Source organism: Variovorax sp. EL159, from assembly GCF_900100965.1.
In the GTDB taxonomy this organism is placed as follows: Bacteria; Pseudomonadota; Gammaproteobacteria; order Burkholderiales; family Burkholderiaceae_C; genus Variovorax.
Genome location: NZ_FMUJ01000002.1, coordinates 79,433 through 96,691, shown reverse-complemented (window position 1 = coordinate 96,691; position 17,259 = coordinate 79,433). Strand labels below are relative to the sequence as shown.

Sequence of the window (17,259 nt, the reverse complement as noted above, 5' to 3'; positions counted from 1 at the left end):
GTAGCCGGACACGGCACCGTCGCGATGACAGGTCAGAGCTTCCTGTCCTTCGCCACAGGCACGCCCTTCGGCGATGCCATTCCAGGCGGCGCGATGAGCACCATCGCGCCGTCCTGCCCGCGGCGGATGTGCAGGCGGGTGCCGTCGAGCAGGCGGTCCAGCGCGGCATCGGGGGCGATCTTTCCCTGGACGCCCCGCGTCGACAGGTCCTTGACGTCTTCCACCTTGTAGATGAGCTGCACGCCCGACTGCGCGATGTAGGCGTCGAGCGCGGGCTTCAGCTCGCCGCCGGGCACGTCGAACTCCCGGATGGTGGCGAACGACAGGCCCGCCGTCAGCACGCACGCCGCCGCAACGGCCATGCGCCGGCCCGTTCCGGCCTGGAGGATGGGGCTCTGCCTCCCGATTCGATTCATGTAGGTGTGTTTCCAGCGAGATGAGATGGTTTTTCTTGTTACCCCCATGAGACGAGTGCGGGCGCGCTTTCCGGTAACGGGCGCGCCCCAATGGGGTGCCACCTAGAATTTCGTGGTGCTCCTCACCGTGCGTTACCGGAAATCTTCGGGCCGTTCGTCTCAGTGTCTGTCGCCAATCCCGGCGACGAGCCGTCCGCCCATCCGGCCATTCCCAGGAGCGCTTTTTTGGTTCTCAGTGACTTGGACAACTGGTTTGTCAGGGAAGTGCTGCCCATGGAGGCGGCGCTCACGCGGTTCCTTCGCCGCAACTGGCGCGACGAAGCCGAAATACCCGACCTGCGCCAGGACGTCTACATGCGCATCTATGAGTCCGCGGCCAAGGCCGTGCCCGATCTGGTCAAGCCCTTCGTGTTTGCCATTGCACGCAACCTGCTGATCGACCGCGCGCGGCGGGCGCAGATCGTGTCGATCGAAATCATTGCCGACCTCGACGCGCTCGATTTCTCGGCCGACGAGCTCACGCCCGAGCGCCATGCCGCCGGCCGCGGCGAGCTGCGGCTGCTGCAGACGGCGCTCGATGCCCTGCCGTCCAAGTGCCGGCGCGTCATCGAGATGCGCAAGATCGAAGGCCTGTCGCAGCGCGAGGTCGCCACGCAGCTCGGCATCACCGAAGACACGGTCGAGCGGCAGGTGTCCCGTGGCGTGCGGGCGCTGGCCGATGCGCTGCTGTCCGACGGCGTGCAGCTGGCCACCAAGGCCTTCGGCCGGGCGCAGAACGAAAAGAGGCTTTCGACATGACTGAAGCCGAACGCATCGAATCCGCGGCGGCCGACTGGCTGGCGCGCCGCGACAGCGGCACATGGACCGACGCCGACCAGCAGAAGCTGGACGCCTGGATCGCCGAGTCGATCACGCACCGCGTGGCATGGCTGCGGCTGGCCAGCGTGTGGCAGCGCAGCGACCGGCTGAGCGTCTTGCGGGCGCCGCCGTTCCTGGCGGGCGCGTCGACGAATACACCGTACACACCAGATACGCCGCCGCCCATCCGCATCCCCCTGCCCGCACCTGCGTCCGCCACCGGGCCACGCACCGCACCGCCGCAACGGCTCTCGCGCTTTTCCACGCAACGCATCGCGGCGGGCCTGCTGGTCGTTGCCGCCGCCTGCAGCTGGCTGGGCTGGCGCTACACGCAGGACTGGCAGAGCGAGCACTACGCCACCGCCGTGGGCGCGCGCCAGTCGGTGGCACTGCCCGACGGCTCCGTGCTCACGCTGAACACCGCCACGCACGTGCGCGCGGTGGTGAACGGCAGCGGACGCAAGGTCTGGCTCGAAGACGGCGAGGCCTACTTCGACATCGCGCACGACAAGGCACATCCCTTCGTCGTGATCGCGGGCGACCGCCGCATCACGGTGCTGGGCACGCGCTTCCTGGTTCGCCGCCAGGGCGAGCAGGTGAACGTGACGGTGGAAGAAGGCCGCGTGCAGATCGCCTCGGCACAGGCCTCCAAGGAAGTCGCGCCGACGGTCATCACGCGCAACCAGGCTGCGGTTGCCAGCCCGAACAGCGTGCTGGTGATGTCGAAGGCGCCCAAGCAGATCGACGACGAACTGAGCTGGCGACAGGGCCGGCTCGTGTTCGACCAGACGACGCTGGGCGACGCGGCCGCACAGTTCAACCGCTACAACACGCGCAAGCTGGTGATTGCCGATCCGACCGTCGCGCGCATTCGCATCGGCGGCAGCTTCGAGGCCAACAACATGAGCGGCTTCGTGGCCTTGCTCAAGCAGGGCTTCGGCCTCGCGGTGCAGGACAGCGGCAACGAAATACGAATTTCAAACTAGCTTATTACCGGAATGTGACCGGGCATTCGTCTCAGTGGATACCAAAACAAATACCACTCTGGAGACACCCATGAATCGAATCGCGCAAGGCCTGGGCCAGCCCGCCAGGAAGAAAAAACTGAAGAGCAAACGCACGCCGGTGACGATCCCCGTGGCCATTCGCCATTGGGTCATCGGCGGCACGTGGGCACTGATGAGCGGCCTGCCGGTGCTGGTGCACGCACAGGCGCAAGTGCAGGCACAGCAGGTGTTCGACGTCAGCGGCGGCGACCTGAAGACCGCGCTCGACGCCTACATCGCGCAGGGCGGCGTGCAGCTGCTCTACAAGGTCGACGACGTGAAGGGCATGGTCACACGCGGCGTGAAGGGCGCGCTGTCGCCGCAGGAGGCGCTGTCGCGCATTCTCGAAGGCACGCCGCTGCTCACGCGCCGCGGCGACGACGGCGCGATCGTGGTCTATGCCGCCGCAGCCGCTGCTGCCGCCGCAAAGCCTTCGGCCGACGAGCCGCAGTCGCTCGACAGCGTCACCGTCACGGCCACGCGCCGCCGCGAGCCGGTGCGCGAGATCCCGATGCAGGTCAACGTGATGAAAGCCGAGACGCTGGAACGCGCCGGCGCCAAGAACCTGGCCGACTACGTGGCCGAGCAGCCGGGCGTGAGCCTCACGAGCAGCGGCAGCGTGGGCGGCATCCTCACCATGCGCGGGCTGACCACCGGCCCGGTGCAGGGCATCGCGACCGTCGGCGTGTACGTCGATGACGTGGCCACGGGGCAAAGCTCGTCGGGCGCGCTTGCCGGCTTCACGCCGCTGGACATGGGCATGCTCGACCTGAACCACATCGAGGTGCTGCGCGGCCCGCAGGGCACGCTGTACGGCGCCGGCGCCATGAGCGGCGTGCTCAAGTACGTGACCAACCAGCCCGACACGATGGAGTTCGCGGGCTCGGTGAAATTCGGCACCACCTGGACGCAGGGCGGCGGCCAGGGCTACTCGACCAACGCGGTGCTCAACGTGCCGATCAAGGAAGACGTGGCCGCCGTGCGCATCGCGGCCTTCACCGACCAGGTCGGCGGCAGCTACAACGCCATCGGCCCGGCCTGGGGCCGCAACATCGATCGCGGCCACACCGATGGCGGCCGCGTCTCGCTGCTGCTCACGCCCACGAAGGAACTCACGGTGCGCCTGACGGGCACCGTGCAGGACGTGAAACGCAAGGGCCTGGGCTTCGAAGACATCGACAAGCGGACCCTGCGCCCGTGGTCGCTCGACCGCACGCGCCAGCTGTCGTCCAGCGAGCCTTATGAAAACAAGACGCAGCTGTTCGGCCTGGACGTGGAGTACGACTTCGGCTGGGCCCGCCTGAACTCGATCACCTCCGCGCAGGACGTGAAGATCGCCAACTCCGTCGACCTCACCGCCCTGTACGGGCCGGTGGTGACTGCGATGCGCCTGCCGGTGCTCTCGGTGCCGCTGGCCAGCACCGTGGAGCAGCACCGCATCAGCCAGGAGTTCCGGCTGACCTCGCGCTCGGGCACCACCATCGAGTGGCTGGCCGGCGTGTACCTGAACCGCGAGCGCGGCAGCAACGACGGCACGGTCAGTGCGAACCTGGGCGGCGGACTGGGCAACAAGAGCTTCCTGACGTCGACGCAGTTCTCGCGCTACCGCGAAGAGGCCATCTACGGCGACGTCACCTGGAACGTGACGCCCGCGCTGTCGTTCACCGGTGGCGTGCGGCTGGCGCGCAACAACCAGCGCTACGGCAGCAAGCAGTCCGGCTCGCTGATCGGCCCGGTCGACTCCGTCGCCAGCGGCACCTCGTCGGAAAGCCCCACCACCTACCTGGCCGCGGCCAAGTACACGCTGTCGGACACCAGCAACGTGTACTTCCGCGCGGCGAGCGGCTACCGCCCCGGCGGCCCGAACGTGCTGAAGGCCGACACCGACCGCAACATCGTGCAGCCGATGTTCAAGTCCGACTCGCTGTGGAGCTACGAGCTCGGCTACAAGGCCGACCTGCTCGACCGCAAGCTGTCGCTGGAAGCCGCGCTCTACGACATCGAATGGCGCGACGTGCAGCAGCCCACGCGCAGCGGCGGCTTCGTGTTCGTCACCAACGCCGGGGGCGCGCGCATCAAGGGCGGCGAACTCACGCTCAACTGGAAGCCCAGCAAGGAGTGGCGCTTCACCGCCAACGCCGCGCTCATCGACGCGCGCCTGACCGAGGACGCCAAGGGCCTGGACGCCAGGGCCGGCACCCGCCTGCCCCAGACGCCGCGCTTTGCGACCACGCTGGGCGTGATGCGCAACTTCAGCATTGCCGATCACCCGGCGTACTTCGGCGTCAGCGCGCGCTACACCGGCAAGCGCGATGCGGGCTACCCCGGCAGCGCGGTCATCCCGAGCATCAAGATGCCGGCCTACACGATGGTCGACCTGCAAGCGGGCATCGACTTCCAGCGCTTCAGCCTCGCGGCCTATGTGCGCAACCTGGCCAACAAGCGCGGCATCGTGTCGATCGACACCGGGCTGGTGGCGAACCCGAACCTGGTGCAGGCGGCACTGGCGCCCTCGCGCACCGTCGGCCTGACCGTCAACGTTCCTTTCTGAGATGTCGAGCGTCAATCCGCTGGCGGCCGCGTTGCCGCCGGATGCGGCGAGCCCCGCAGCACAGGAAACGGCACGCAAGGCACCTTCCAGCGCGTGGTATGCGCTGGCGGTGCTGGTCATCGCGACGGTGCTGGGCTCGATCGACAAGGTCATCCTCACGCTGCTGACGGAGCCGATGCGCATCACGCTGTCGCTCTCCGACACGCAGCTGGGGCTGCTGCAGGGCGCGGGCATCGTGCTGTTCACCGGCATCGCCACGCTGCCGCTGGGCTGGCTCAGCGACCGCTACGACCGGCGCGTGGTGCTGGCCGCCTGCGTGGTGCTGTGGAGCGCCGCCACCGCCATGCGCGGCACCGCGATGGACTACGGCGTGCTGTTCATCGCCTCCATCGGCCTGGGCGTGGGCGAAGCGGGCCTCGGCCCCATCACCAACAGCATGATTCCCGACCTGTTCCCGCGCGCGCAGCGGGTGCTGGCCAACGCGGTGTTCGCGCTGTCGGCCATCTTCGGCAGCGCGCTCGGCGCGCTGCTGGGCGGTACTGTCGTGCACCTGACCGACGACCTGCGGCACTGGCTGCCCGCGTCGATGCAGCACCTGGAGCCGTGGCGGCTGACCTTCTTCGTGATGGCGTCGGCGGGCCTGCCGGTGGCGCTGCTGGTGCTGTCGATTCGCCGCACGCGGCGCGGGGGCGCGCAGCCCGTTGCCCCTGCGACTTCCACGGCGCACGATGCCGCACCTGCAGCATCTGTTGCGGATCGAGCCAACGCGGCCGATGCCGACGATGCGGCCAGCACCATCAGCTTTCGCGACCACTTGCGCCAGCACTGGCGCACCTTCGCGGGCCTCGTGGTCGGCGCGGGCCTGGCAAGCATCGGCATGAGCTCGATCGGCACCTGGCTGCCGATCATGGCGGCGCGCCAATACGGCGTCACGCCGGCACAGATGGGGCAAGGCATGGGGATCGCCTTTCTCTGCGGCACGGTGATCGGCGGCCTGCTGGGCGTGGCGGCAATGCGCTACGTGCAACCCCGCATGGGCCCGGCCGCCGCGCTGCGCATCATCATGCTGGGCAACCTCACGGCCGCGCTGCTGTCGTCGCTGCTGCTGTTCACGCGCTCGGCGACCGATGCATTCACCTTGCTGGCGCTGCTGGTCATTCCGCTCATCAGCGGCGCGGTGCTGCTGCCCAACGTGCTGCAGGACGCCGCACCGCCGCACCTGCGCGCCCGCACCATCGCACTGCTCTCCGTGGGCGGCCTGCCGTTCGCCGTGCTGGGCCCGCTGGTGGTCGGCATGTTGTCGGACGCCCTCAAGTCGGTGCCCAACGGGCTGGCGATGGCCATCGTCGCCACGACGCTGATCGGCGGCCTCATGGGCGCCATGGTGCTGCGCGCCACCGAAGGCCCGTTCGTGCGCCTGATGCGCGCGGCAAGGCCCACCTGACCGCCTCTCTCTCTCGTTTCTTCCTCGCTCTTCCCTCCCCTTCGTTGTCCTTCCATGTCACAACAACCTTCGTCATCCTTACCTGACTCCCCCTCTTCGCCCGCTGCCGCGGAAGCGGCCGCGCTGGCCGCCATCGATGCACTGGTGACGCCCCTCAACCGCAGCGACGCACCCGGCATGGTGATCGGCATCGCGCGCCATGGCCGCCTGCTGTACCGGCGCGCCGTCGGCATGGCCAGCCTGGAGATGGGCGTGGCCAACACGCCGACCACGCGCATGCGCATCGCCTCCACCAGCAAGCACTTCACCGCGATGGCTGTGCTGCTGCTGGCCGAAGACGGCCTGCTCGGCGTCGACGACGCGGTGCACAAGCACCTGCCCGAGATGCCGCAGCTGAGCGCCAACGGCCCCACGCTGCGCCACCTGCTGACCCACACGAGCGGCTGGCGCGGCCACGACGAGCTGTGGGCCATCGCGCACGGCCTCACCTTCACCCGGCCGGGCCCGGGACTGCCTTCGATGGCGCGCCAGAGCGAGCTGAACTTCGAACCCGGCACGCAGATGGTCTACAGCAACGGCGGCTACTTCCTGCTGGCGAAGATCGTCGAGCGCGTGAGCGGCCAGAGCTTCAACGACTTCCTGAAGGCGCGCCTCTTCGGACCGCTGGGCATGCCCGACACCGCATCGGTGGTGTCCGACCTCGACGTGGTCCCCGGCCTGGCCGGCCAGTACCTGCCCGCGCCCGGCGGTGGATGGCAACGCGGCGTGTACCCCTGCGAACTCGACGGCGGCGGCTCGCTGGTCTCGACGGTGGACGACATGCTGCGCTGGCAGGCGCACATGCGCAGCAGCGAGAAGATCGTGGGCACCGCAAGAAGCTGGGCCCTGCTGAGCGAGCCCACCACGCTGTCTTCGGGCTCGAAGGTGACCTACGGCTTCGGGCTGGCGCGCCACCCCTACCGCGGGGTCGAGATCGTGCATCACGCGGGCGCGGTGCTCGGTGCCCAGTCGCAGATGCTCAGCGTGCCGGCCCACGGGCTGGACATCATCGTCATGGTGAACGGCGCGCCAGTGGCCCCGTCGCCATTGGCCCTCAAGGTGGTCGAGCTGCTGCTGGGCGACGCGCTCGAGCCGCATGAAACGCGGCCCTTGGCCAGTGCCTTCCCCACGCTGATCGGGCAGCGCTACCACGCGCCGTCCACCGGCAGCCTGATCGGTTTCGCCGACGTCGGCGGCAAGCTGGGCATGTCGTGGCAGGCCGGTGCGCCGAAGCCGATGCACCAGGGCGAAGGCAAGCTGTGGCTGGGCCTGCAGGACCTGCCTGTGAACGACCTCGTGCTCGACGCCAGCGACATCGACCCGCAGCGCGCGCCCGACACGCTGGTGCTGCACGAAGGCGGCCAGCCGCGCCGCTTCGAGCGCATGAGCGAGACCGTGCCCGACATCGCCACGCTGGCCGAGCAGCTGTGCGGCCACTACACCAGCGCCGACCTCGACGCCACCGCGCAGATGGCGCTGGTCGACGGCAGGTTGCTGCTCACGGTGCAGGGCCGCCACGGCCAGCACGCCTGCGCACTGACGCCCGTGTCGGCCGACGTGATGACGCTCACCTCGACCGATCCGGTGCTCAGCCAGATGGGCAACTCGCTCCTCAACGTCGAGCGCAAGGCGGGCCGGGTCGTCGGACTCCGGCTCGACACCCTGCGCACCCGAAACATCCACCTCGTCCGTCAGGAGCCACGCGCATGAAGTTCTTCACCACACTCCTTGCCACCGAAACCAACACCTTCGTCTCCGCCCCCACGGGGCAGGGCAGCTTCGAGGAATACGGCATCTTTCACGGCGACTCCAGCACGCGCGACGCATCCGGCTACGGCATGTTCGCGGTGGAGCTGCGCAAGCAGCTGGCCGCCGAAGGCCACGAGATGATCGAGAGCCTGCTGGCCTTCGCGCAACCGCTGGGCCGCACCGTGCGCCCGGTGTACGAAAGCCTGCGCGACGAGATCCTGGCCGACCTGCGCGACGCCGGCCCGGTGGACGGCGTGATCCTGGTGCTGCACGGCGCCATGGTGGCCGACGGCTACGACGACTGCGAAGGCGACCTGATCTCGCGCGTGCGCGCCATCGTCGGCCCGAAGGTGCCTGTCGGCGTGTCGCTCGACCTGCACTGCCACTTCACGCAGCAGATGCTGAGCGAGTCGGACGTGATCATCTGCTACAAGGAATATCCGCACACCGATGCGCTGGACCGCCTGCGCGAGCTGGCCCGCATCGTGATGGACACCGCGCAGGGCCGCGTGCAGCCGGTGACCGCCGTGCACGACTGCCGCATGGTGGGCAAGTGGCACACCACGCGCGAACCGATGGCCAGCTTCGTGCGCCGCATGGAAGCCTGCGAGAAGCTGCCGGGCGTGCTCTCGGTGTCGCTGGGCCATGGCTTCCCGTGGGCCGACGTGCCCGAGTCGGGCGCCAAGCTGTGGGTGGTGACCGACAACGCCCCCGCGCTGGCCGCGAAGCTCGCCGATGAATTGGGCCGCGCGTTCTGGGACCTGCGCCACCAGACCGGCGTGCCCTCGCTCTCGATCGACGAGACGCTGGAGCGGGCCATGGCCACGCCGGGCGGCCCGGTGGTCATCGCCGACACGGCCGACAACGCCGGCGGCGGCGCCACCAGCGACAGCACCTTCGTGCTGCGCGCGATCGTCGAGCGCGGCATCGCCGACGTGGCCCTCGGCGGCGTCTGGGACCTGGGTGCGGTGCAGCTGTGCCGCGACGCGGGCGTCGGCGCCAGCTTCGAGTTGCGGCTGGGCGGCAAGTGCGGCCCGGCCTCGGGCGACCCGATCGACCTGCACGTGACCGTGAAGGCCGTGCGCGAAGCGCATTCGCAGCGCGGCCTCGTGGCCGGCAACCATACGCCCATGGGCCCCTGCGTGTGGGTGCAGGCGGCGAACGGCGTGGACATCGTGCTCATCAGCAAGCGCAACCAGGTGATCGGCAGCGACCTCTTCACGGGGCTGGGCATCGACCTGGCGGCCAAGAAGCTGGTCGTGGTGAAGTCGGCGCAGCACTTCCACGCGGAGTTCGGCCCCATTGCCAAGTCGGTGCTGTACGTGTCGACGCCGGCCGCGCTGAGCACCGACTTCGCCAACCTGCCCTACCGCGTGCGCGACCTGGACTACTGGCCGCGCGTGGAAGAGCCGAAGCGTGTCGCGCGTTCGTTGTCGTTGTCGCCTTCATCGCCTTCATCGGCATCGTCGGCAGACGGGCGCGGCATGCCCGCGCCCGGCGAGCTCTACACCGTCGACGGCCGCAAGATGCACCTGCAGCGCAGCGGCCCCGTGCCGGCCAGCGCGCAGCAGCCCACGCTGGTGATCGAAGCCGGTGGCGGCTGCGCTTCGCCGATCTACGCGCGCCTGCAGCAGGCGCTGTCGGCCAGGTACCCCGTCATCAGCTACGACCGCGCCGGCATGGGCTGGAGCGAGGCCGACGACGCGCCCTTCGACGGAAAGCGCAACGCGCAGCAACTGCATGCGCTGCTGGCCGCGGCCGAAGTCACCGGCCCGATCGTGCTGATCGGCCATTCGCTCGGCGGCCTGCTCAACCGCATCTACACCGGCCTGTACCCCGAGCAGGTGGCCGGCGCCGTCATGCTCGACGCCAGCCACTGGGACCAGTTCGAGGTATTCAAGGGCCTGCCGCCCGAACACCTGGCGACCGAGCGCAACAAGCGTGCCGAGTTCCAGGCCGGTGGCTCGCCGCCGCCGGAGTTCGCGCCGGTGCAGGCCCTCTTTGCCGACATGCCGCATGTGCTGCGGCAGATGGCCGCCAACTACACGCCGCAATCCATCGACACGATGGCCAAGGAGGTCGTGGCCCTGCCGCACGTCGCACGGCAGGCCGGCGCGTCGCCCGACCTGGGCGCGCGTCCGCTCGCGGTGCTGTCGGCCACGGTCATGCCGAAGTTGCCGCCCGGTGCCGAGGAAGGCGCCGAAGTGCAGCGGCGCTGGCCCGAGTACCAGCAGGCCTATGCGGCGCTGTCGACGCGAAGCCACCTGTGCCCTGTCGAAGGTGCCGAGCACATGACGCTGGTGCTGCTGCCGCCCTTCGTGAACCGCATCGCCGAAGAAGTCGACTGGATCATGTCGGAGCTCGGATGCGCCCGATGACGCCGCTTGCACACACGGCGCTGGCCGAGCTGACCACGCCCGCGCTGCTGCTCGACCGCACGGTGCTGGAGCGCAACTGCGACGCGATGGCGCAGCGCGCCGCGCGGCACGGCGTGGCGCTGCGTCCGCACCTGAAGACGTCCAAGTCGGCCGAGGTGGCACGCGTGGCCACGCGCGGGCACAGCGGCGCGATCACGGTGTCCACCGTGGCCGAGGTCGATTACTTCGCACGCTACGGCTTTCTCGACCTGACCTACGCGGTGGGCATCAGCGCGAGCAAGGTCGATGCGCTGCACCGCGTCCAGCGCTTGCACGGCGCCCGCGTGAACCTGCTCGCGGACTGCGTCGAGGCGGTGCGTGCCGTGGCGGCGCGTGCGCGTGCCCTGGGCGCGAGCTTCGGCCTGCTGATCGAGGTCGACACCGGCGGTGGCCGTGGCGGCGTCGCGCCCGACGACGAAGAAGCACTGCGCGCCATCGCGGCCGAAGTGCAACGCAGCGGCTCGCTCACGCTGGCCGGCGTGCTCACCCATGCCGGCCACAGCTACCACGCCGACGGACTGGAGTCGATCCGCGCCATCGCCGAAGCCGAGCGTGCCGGCGCCGTGCGCGCGGCCGAGTGCCTGCGCGCGGCCGTCTTCACGGTGGACATCGTGAGCGTGGGCGCCACGCCCACGGCGGTGTGCGCCGAGCGGCTCGACGGCGTCACCGAGATGCGCCCCGGCGTCTATACCTTCTTCGATCTCGACCAGGCCGCGCGCGGCATCTGCGGCATCGAGGACATCGCGCTGTCGGTGCTGGCCACCGTGATCGGCCACAACCCGCGCTCGCGCCGCGTGCTCATCGATGCAGGTGCGCTCGCGCTGTCGAAAGATGAATCGGCCGCCGAGTTTCGCGACGGGCTGGGCTTCGGGCTGGTCTGCCGCGTGGACGGCACGGCGCCGCTGCCCGGATTGCGCGTGGCCGAGCTGCACCAGGAACACGGCCTCGTTGCCTCCGGAGGCGATGGCCACGGCGACAGCGACGACGACCTGCGGGCCATGTTCGAGGCACTGCCCATCGGCAGCCGCGTGCGCATCCTGCCGCACCACGCCTGCATGACCGCGGCCCCCTACGACCGCTACCACGTGGTGCAGGGCACCGGTGCGAGCGTGCACGCCGTCTGGGGCAAGGCCCTCGGCTGGCGCCCGGCCTGACCGGGCGCATGAACCACAGCGCCCTTTGCTTTTTTTGGAGACATACATGATGAAGACCTTTTTCGCGAAGCTGATGGCCGCGGCCGCTCCGCTCGTTCTGGCGCTTTCGCTCACCGCCGCACCGAACGCCGCCAACGCCCAGGCCACGCCCGAAGCCGCGCCCGCCGTTGCACCCACCGCCGCACCGGCAACGGACCCGTCGGCCGGCAGCGCCGCGGCGCCGGCTTCCACAGCGCCGGCCGCTGTGCCTGCAGCCGCAGCCACCACCAAGGTCGACAACCCCTACGGCATCGGTGCGCTCTGGGCGCAGAGCGACCTGGTGGCCAAGGCCGTGCTGGCCATCCTGGCGATCATGTCGATGGGCAGCTGGTACGTGATCGTCACCAAGCTGCTCGAACAGATGCGCATGGGCCGGCAGGCGAAGGAGGTGGACAACGAGTTCTGGAACGAGCGCACCGTGCAGGACGGCACCGCCAAGCTCGCCGAGGGCAGTCCCTTCCGCTTCATCGCCGATGCGGGCGTGCATGCCACGCGCAAGCACGACGGCCTGCGCGGCAAGGTCGACTTCGCCGACTTCGTGGACCTGTGCATCCACCGCGCCACCGAGCGCGTGCAGCGGCGTTTGAGCAACGGCATGTCGCTGCTTGCCACGGTGGGTTCCACCGCGCCTTTCGTCGGCCTGTTCGGCACCGTCTGGGGCATCTACCACGCGCTCACCGCCATCGGCATCGCCGGCCAGGCGTCGATCGACAAGGTGGCCGGCCCGGTGGGCGAATCGCTCATCATGACCGCCATCGGCCTGGCCGTGGCCGTGCCCGCGGTGCTGGGCTACAACTGGCTCCTGCGCCGCAACATCACCGTGATGGACGACGTGCGCGAGTTCAGCGGCGAGCTGCACTCGGTGATCCTGGCCGGCAGCGCCGCGGCCTGAGCCGCCGCGCCGCCGCACGGAACCGGGCCACATCATGGCGATGAACATTCCATCCGCCGGAGGCGACGAGGAGCAGGTCATTGCCGCCATCAACACGACACCGCTGGTGGACGTGATGCTGGTGCTGCTGATCATCTTCCTCATCACCATTCCGGTGGTCAATTATTCGGTTCCGGTGGAGGTCCCGAAAGAGCGCAACGAGGTGCGCGAAAGCAAGCCCGACACCGTCGTGCTGTCGGTCGATGCCTCAGGCCGGACCTACTGGTTCGACACGCCCGTGCGCGACACGAACGCGCTGGCCGACAAGCTCAAGAAGGTGGCGGCGATGAACCCGCAGCCCGAGGTGCACATCCGCGGGGACTGGCACTCCGACTACGAGCCGGTGGGAAAGATCATCTATGCGTGCCAGTCGGCCGGCATCGTCAAGGTCGGCTTCATCACCGAGCCGCCCGCGCGCAACTGAGAAGACACAGCAATGCCTAGAGAAAAACAGGGGCGCCGCCGAAGTGCGCCGTCCGACGAGCCGATGATGGACATCAACACCACGCCGCTGATCGACGTGATGCTGGTGCTGCTGATCATGCTCATCATCACCATCCCGATCCAGCTGCATGCGGTCAACCTGAACATGCCCACGGGCAACCCGCCGCCGAGCGACATCAAGCCCGAGGTGCTGCGCATCGACATCGACGAACGCAGCACCGTGCTGTGGAACGGCGAGGCCATTGCCGACCTGCCCGAAGTCGAGCGGCGCTTCGAGCAGATCGCGACGCAGGCGGTGCAGCCTGAAGTGCACCTGCGCCCCGACAGGCACGCCAGGTACAGCATCGTGGCCGGCGTGATGGCCTCGGCGCAGCGCTCGGGCCTGACCAAGCTGGGCATCGTGGGTTCGGAGCAGTTCATCCCATGAGCCGCGCCAACGACTTCGACCCCAAGTCCCGCTTCGGCCCGGTCGGCATCGGCGTGATGATCCTGTTCCACGTGCTGGTCGGCTATGCGCTCGTGTCGGGCCTTGCCCGCAAGACGATCGAGATGATCAAGAAGCCGATGGACGCGACGATCATCGCGGAGATCAAGCCGCCCCCGCCGCCGCCACCACCGCCGCCCCCACCCAAGAAGATCGTCAAGCTGGAAACGCCGAAGGCGCCGCCGCCACCGCGGCCCGCCTACGTGCCGCCGCCGGCCGTGACGCCGCCCGCGACCGCCGCGCCGACGATCACCGCGGTGCAGAGCGTGGAGCCGGTGGCACCGCCGCCGGCCGCACCGCCTGCGCCGCCCGCGCCACCGGCACCGCCGAAGGCGACCTCTTCGGACATCGCGGTGGCCTGCCCCAAGCAGGTCAAGCCCGAGATGCCGCGCAAGGCGCTGGACGAAGGCACCAGCGGCGTGGTCAAGGCCGAGGTGCGCATCAAGGGCAGCCACGTGACGGAGGTGCGCTTCCTGTCGGGGCCGCGCGTGTACTACGGAGCCGTGCGCTCGGCCATGATGCGCTACGAATGCCAGACCACGGGCGACGCGGAGATCCTTGCCACGCAGGAGTTCGTCTTCAAGATCGAATAGGCGGGCCGGGCGCGGCGGCTCACTTGTCGACCGCGATGCGGGCCGTCTTGATGAGGCGGCCCCACTTCTCGCGTTCGGCCTGCATGAAGTCGCCGAAGCGCTGCGCGCTTCCACCGCCGTCTTCGGCGCCGAACTGGTCCAGCCGGGCGATCACGTCCGGCATGGCCAGCACGGTGTTCACGTCCTTGTTCATGCGGGCGACCATCGCCTGCGGCATCTTCGCCGGGCCGACCAGCCCGAACCAGATGCTGGCCTCGTAGCCTTCGTACCCCGACTCCGCCAGCGTCGGCACGGCGGGAAAGTTCCTGGAGCGCTTCGCTCGCGTTTGTGCAATGGCCGTCATCTTGCCGCCGCCCAGGTACTGCGTGGCGGTGGTCATGCCTTCGAAGCTGTACTGCACGTGCCCGCCGAGCATGTCGCTCACCAGCGGCGCCGAGCCCTTGTACGGCACGTGCAGCACGTCGATGTTGGCGCGCGCCTTGAAAAGCTCCAGCGCCAGGTGCTGCGCCGACCCGTTGCCGGCCGAGCCGAAGATGACTTCCCCGGGCCGGCTGCGACACAGCTCGACCAGCCCCTTGAGCGTCTTGACCGGCTGGTTGCTCGCGCAGATGAGCATCTGCGGCGTGGCGCCGACCAGCGCGATGGGCGTGAAGTCGCGCTCGGCGGAATAGCCCAGCCCCGGCTGCAGGCCGGGCGCGATGCCGTGGCTGTTGATGTGCGCCATCAGCAAGGTGCTGCCATCGGGTTCGGCGCGCGCCACCTGCTCGGCCGCGATGATCCCGGCCGCGCCCGCCCTGTTCTCGACGACGACCGGAATGCCCCACATCACGCCCAGCTTCTGCGCCAGCAGCCGGGCCAGCACGTCGGTGCCGCCGCCGGCCGGGAACCCGACGACCAGCCGCGTCACGCTCTTGGGCATGGTCTGGGCGAACACGCCCGTTGCGGCCAGGGTGGCCGCGACGGCGCCCCCGGTAAATAGCCTGCGTTTCATTGTCTTTGTCTCCTGTTTTTTCTTCGGTATCAGGCGGCCAGTGCCGAGGCATTCGGCATGTGGAAGCCGCAGGCATCGAGGCCGGCCGCCAGCGCGGCACGCTGCACGGGTTCGATCTCGACCAGCGGTGGCCGCACCGCCGCCCAGCCGACATCGCCAGTCTGCCGCGCGATGGTCGCCTTCATGGCCGCGATCATCGGCAGCGCCTGGAAGACGGCGCGCGTTTCGTTGAGGGCCTTCTGCCTGTCGTCGGCATCCGCATCGCGCCAATGTTCGTAGAGATGAACGATGGGCGCGGGATTCACATTGCCGGTGGCCGTGATGCAGCCTGCGCCGCCACCGCGCAGCGTGGGCAGCAAGACCGTCTCGGTGCCGGCGAACACGTCGAAGCCCCCGGGCTGGAATTCGCGCAGCAGGGCGGCCGTGTTGTTCCAGTCGCCCGAGCTGTCCTTGATGCCGGCGACCGCGCGCGGGTAGGCCTTGAGCAGCCGCTCGATCAACGCCAGGCTGATGCCGACCTGCGAGACCGGAGGGATGTGATACAGGTAGATGCGCAGCCGCTCGTCGGCCACCGCATCGATCACCCGCGCGAAGCTCCGGAAGAGCCCTTCGTCGGAGATGCCCTTGTAGAAAAACGGCGGCAGCATGAGCACGCCGGCGCAGCCCGCGGCCACCGCATGCCGCGTGAGTTCGATGGTGTCGCCGAGCGCGCAGGCACCGGTGCCGGGCATCAGGCGATCGGGCGGAATGCCGTGCGCCAGCAGCGCATCGAGCAGGCCGCGCTTTTCGTGGAGGGTCAGCGAGTTGGCCTCGGAGTTGGTGCCGAACACCGACAGGCCCACGCCCTGATCGAGCAGCCAGCGGCAATGCCTGACGAAGCGCGGCACCGACGGAGAAAGGTCGGCATCGAAGGGCGTGAGCACCGGCGACAGCACGCCGCGCAGCTTGGGTGCGCTCATTGCACGACGCCCCAGCGGCCGTACTGCTGCACGGCCTTCTCGTCGAAGCCGAAGCCCAGCCCCGGGGTCTGGTGCAGGATCACGCGGCCGTTCTTGTGCTCGAGCTGGCGATCGACGAGGCGGCGGAAGTTCAGCACCTGGTCGTCCCAAAAGAACTCCACGTAGCGCGCGTTGGGCGTGGCGGCAACCAGCGGCGCGTGCACGTCGTGGAACCAGTGCGGGCACATCACCACGCCGTAGCTCGCCGCCGTCGCGGCAATGCGCTTCCATTCGGAGATGCCGCCGCACACGAGCGCATCGGTCTGCAGGATCGATGCGGCGCCCTTGTCGAGCAGCTCCTTGTGGTACCAGCGGCCATAGCCGATCTCCGCCGTGGCCACGGGGATGCGCGTCAGCCGGGCCAGCTTCGCGTGGCTCTCGATGTCGTCGGGGCCGAAGGGCTCTTCGATGAAGTAGGGGTCGTAGGCCTCGAAGCGGCGGATGTACTGCATGGCCTGGGTGGTGTCGACCCAGCCGTTGTTGCAGTCCATCATCAGCTCGACGTCGGGGCCGACGGCATCGCGCGCGGCCTTCAGCCGTGCTTCTTCTTCCTTGGGCGAGAGGCGGCCGGTCTTCATCTTCACGGCCTTGAAGCCCTTGTCGACGTAGCTGGCCATCTCGTGGCCGAGCATCGCGGGCGTCTTGCCGTCGAGGTAGTAGCCGCCGCTGGCATAGGCGGGCACCGATTCGAGTTCGACCGCGCCCAGGTACTTGTGCAGCGGCAACCCTTGCGTGCGCGCGTTCAGGTCCCAGAGCGCCGTGTCGAGCGCGCTGATGGCACGCATGACCGTGCCCGAGCGGCCCTGCAGCAGCGACTCCTGGTACATGGCCGACCACAGCCCCTCGACGGCATGGGAGTCCTTGCCGATCAGCACCGGTGCGAGCAGTTGCTCGACCGCCGCGGCGAAGAGGCTGCCGCCGGCGCTGCCCACGTAGCAGAAGCCGATGCCTTCGACACCGTCGTCGGAGCGGACCTTCACGAGCCCGTAGTGGCGCGTGCTGACGGTGCGGTTGGAAAACGAAGTGACGCGGTCGAGCGGAACGGCGGCGGCACAGAAATGAATGGATTGAATCTTCGGCAATGCGGTCTCCTGTTGATGTTGCA

15 protein-coding genes and 1 pseudogene are annotated in these 17,259 nt (G+C 69.0%); 12 read left to right on the top strand and 4 right to left on the bottom strand.

The window, feature by feature from the left end; genetic code table 11:
* Positions 1-32: 32 nt before the first annotated feature.
* On the bottom strand, positions 33-416 hold the full coding sequence (locus tag BLQ28_RS06700; protein WP_143012438.1) for an STN domain-containing protein: 384 nt from the start codon (positions 414-416) through the stop codon (positions 33-35).
* 240 nt (positions 417-656) lie between these two features.
* Here BLQ28_RS06700 and BLQ28_RS06695 point away from each other — a divergent pair, with 240 nt between their 5' ends.
* The 12 genes and pseudogenes from BLQ28_RS06695 (at position 657) to BLQ28_RS06645 (ending at position 14,165) form a co-directional block, all read left to right on the top strand.
* The gene (locus tag BLQ28_RS06695) at positions 657-1,214 is read left to right on the top strand and encodes an RNA polymerase sigma factor (protein ID WP_256327198.1); all 558 of its coding nucleotides are present in this window, start codon (positions 657-659) and stop codon (positions 1,212-1,214) included.
* Positions 1,211-2,260, top strand: coding sequence for a FecR family protein (locus BLQ28_RS06690; RefSeq protein ID WP_093237899.1), 1,050 nt, complete (start codon positions 1,211-1,213; stop codon positions 2,258-2,260). The genes BLQ28_RS06695 and BLQ28_RS06690 overlap by 4 nt, the downstream gene beginning before the upstream one ends.
* A 70-nt stretch (positions 2,261-2,330) precedes the next feature.
* On the top strand, positions 2,331-4,871 hold the full coding sequence (locus BLQ28_RS06685; protein WP_093237898.1) for a TonB-dependent receptor: 2,541 nt from the start codon (positions 2,331-2,333) through the stop codon (positions 4,869-4,871).
* Between the two features lies 1 nt (position 4,872).
* Complete coding sequence (locus tag BLQ28_RS06680; protein WP_093237896.1) at positions 4,873-6,315, top strand: MFS transporter; 1,443 nt, start codon at positions 4,873-4,875, stop codon at positions 6,313-6,315.
* A 144-nt stretch (positions 6,316-6,459) separates the two neighbouring features.
* Positions 6,460-8,064, top strand: coding sequence for a serine hydrolase domain-containing protein (locus BLQ28_RS06675; protein WP_176801038.1), 1,605 nt, complete (start codon positions 6,460-6,462; stop codon positions 8,062-8,064).
* Positions 8,061-9,500 (top strand): annotated as a pseudogene (locus BLQ28_RS33230) (M81 family metallopeptidase); the annotation flags it as partial. The gene BLQ28_RS06675 and the pseudogene BLQ28_RS33230, both read left to right, overlap by 4 nt.
* A gap of 87 nt (positions 9,501-9,587) precedes the next feature.
* On the top strand, positions 9,588-10,481 hold the full coding sequence (locus tag BLQ28_RS33225) for an alpha/beta fold hydrolase (RefSeq protein WP_371126628.1): 894 nt from the start codon (positions 9,588-9,590) through the stop codon (positions 10,479-10,481).
* Complete coding sequence (locus BLQ28_RS06665; RefSeq protein ID WP_093239344.1) at positions 10,478-11,674, top strand: alanine racemase; 1,197 nt, start codon at positions 10,478-10,480, stop codon at positions 11,672-11,674. Before BLQ28_RS33225 ends, BLQ28_RS06665 begins: the two co-directional genes overlap by 4 nt.
* A 46-nt stretch (positions 11,675-11,720) precedes the next feature.
* A complete protein-coding gene (locus BLQ28_RS06660; RefSeq protein ID WP_371126579.1) occupies positions 11,721-12,605 on the top strand; it encodes a MotA/TolQ/ExbB proton channel family protein in 885 nt (294 codons plus the stop codon).
* A 34-nt stretch (positions 12,606-12,639) separates the two neighbouring features.
* Positions 12,640-13,068 (top strand): ExbD/TolR family protein, encoded by a 429-nt coding sequence (locus BLQ28_RS06655; protein ID WP_093237892.1) that lies wholly within the window; start codon positions 12,640-12,642, stop codon positions 13,066-13,068.
* 12 nt (positions 13,069-13,080) lie between these two features.
* A complete protein-coding gene (locus BLQ28_RS06650) occupies positions 13,081-13,515 on the top strand; it encodes an ExbD/TolR family protein (protein ID WP_093237891.1) in 435 nt (144 codons plus the stop codon).
* The gene (locus BLQ28_RS06645) at positions 13,512-14,165 is read left to right on the top strand and encodes an energy transducer TonB (protein ID WP_093237889.1); all 654 of its coding nucleotides are present in this window, start codon (positions 13,512-13,514) and stop codon (positions 14,163-14,165) included. The genes BLQ28_RS06650 and BLQ28_RS06645 overlap by 4 nt, the downstream gene beginning before the upstream one ends.
* A gap of 19 nt (positions 14,166-14,184) precedes the next feature.
* Here the strand turns inward: BLQ28_RS06645 and BLQ28_RS06640 are convergent, their stop codons facing one another.
* The 3 genes from BLQ28_RS06640 to BLQ28_RS06630 are packed head-to-tail and all read right to left on the bottom strand — an operon-like array spanning position 14,185 to position 17,236.
* A complete protein-coding gene (locus tag BLQ28_RS06640; protein WP_093237888.1) occupies positions 14,185-15,156 on the bottom strand; it encodes a Bug family tripartite tricarboxylate transporter substrate binding protein in 972 nt (323 codons plus the stop codon).
* A gap of 29 nt (positions 15,157-15,185) precedes the next feature.
* Positions 15,186-16,115 carry a dihydrodipicolinate synthase family protein gene (locus BLQ28_RS06635; RefSeq protein ID WP_093237886.1) on the bottom strand — a complete coding sequence of 310 codons (930 nt, stop codon included), beginning with the start codon at positions 16,113-16,115 and terminating at the stop codon, positions 15,186-15,188.
* Positions 16,112-17,236 (bottom strand): mandelate racemase/muconate lactonizing enzyme family protein, encoded by a 1,125-nt coding sequence (locus tag BLQ28_RS06630; RefSeq protein ID WP_093237885.1) that lies wholly within the window; start codon positions 17,234-17,236, stop codon positions 16,112-16,114. The genes BLQ28_RS06635 and BLQ28_RS06630 overlap by 4 nt, the downstream gene beginning before the upstream one ends.
* Positions 17,237-17,259: the final 23 nt, after the last annotated feature.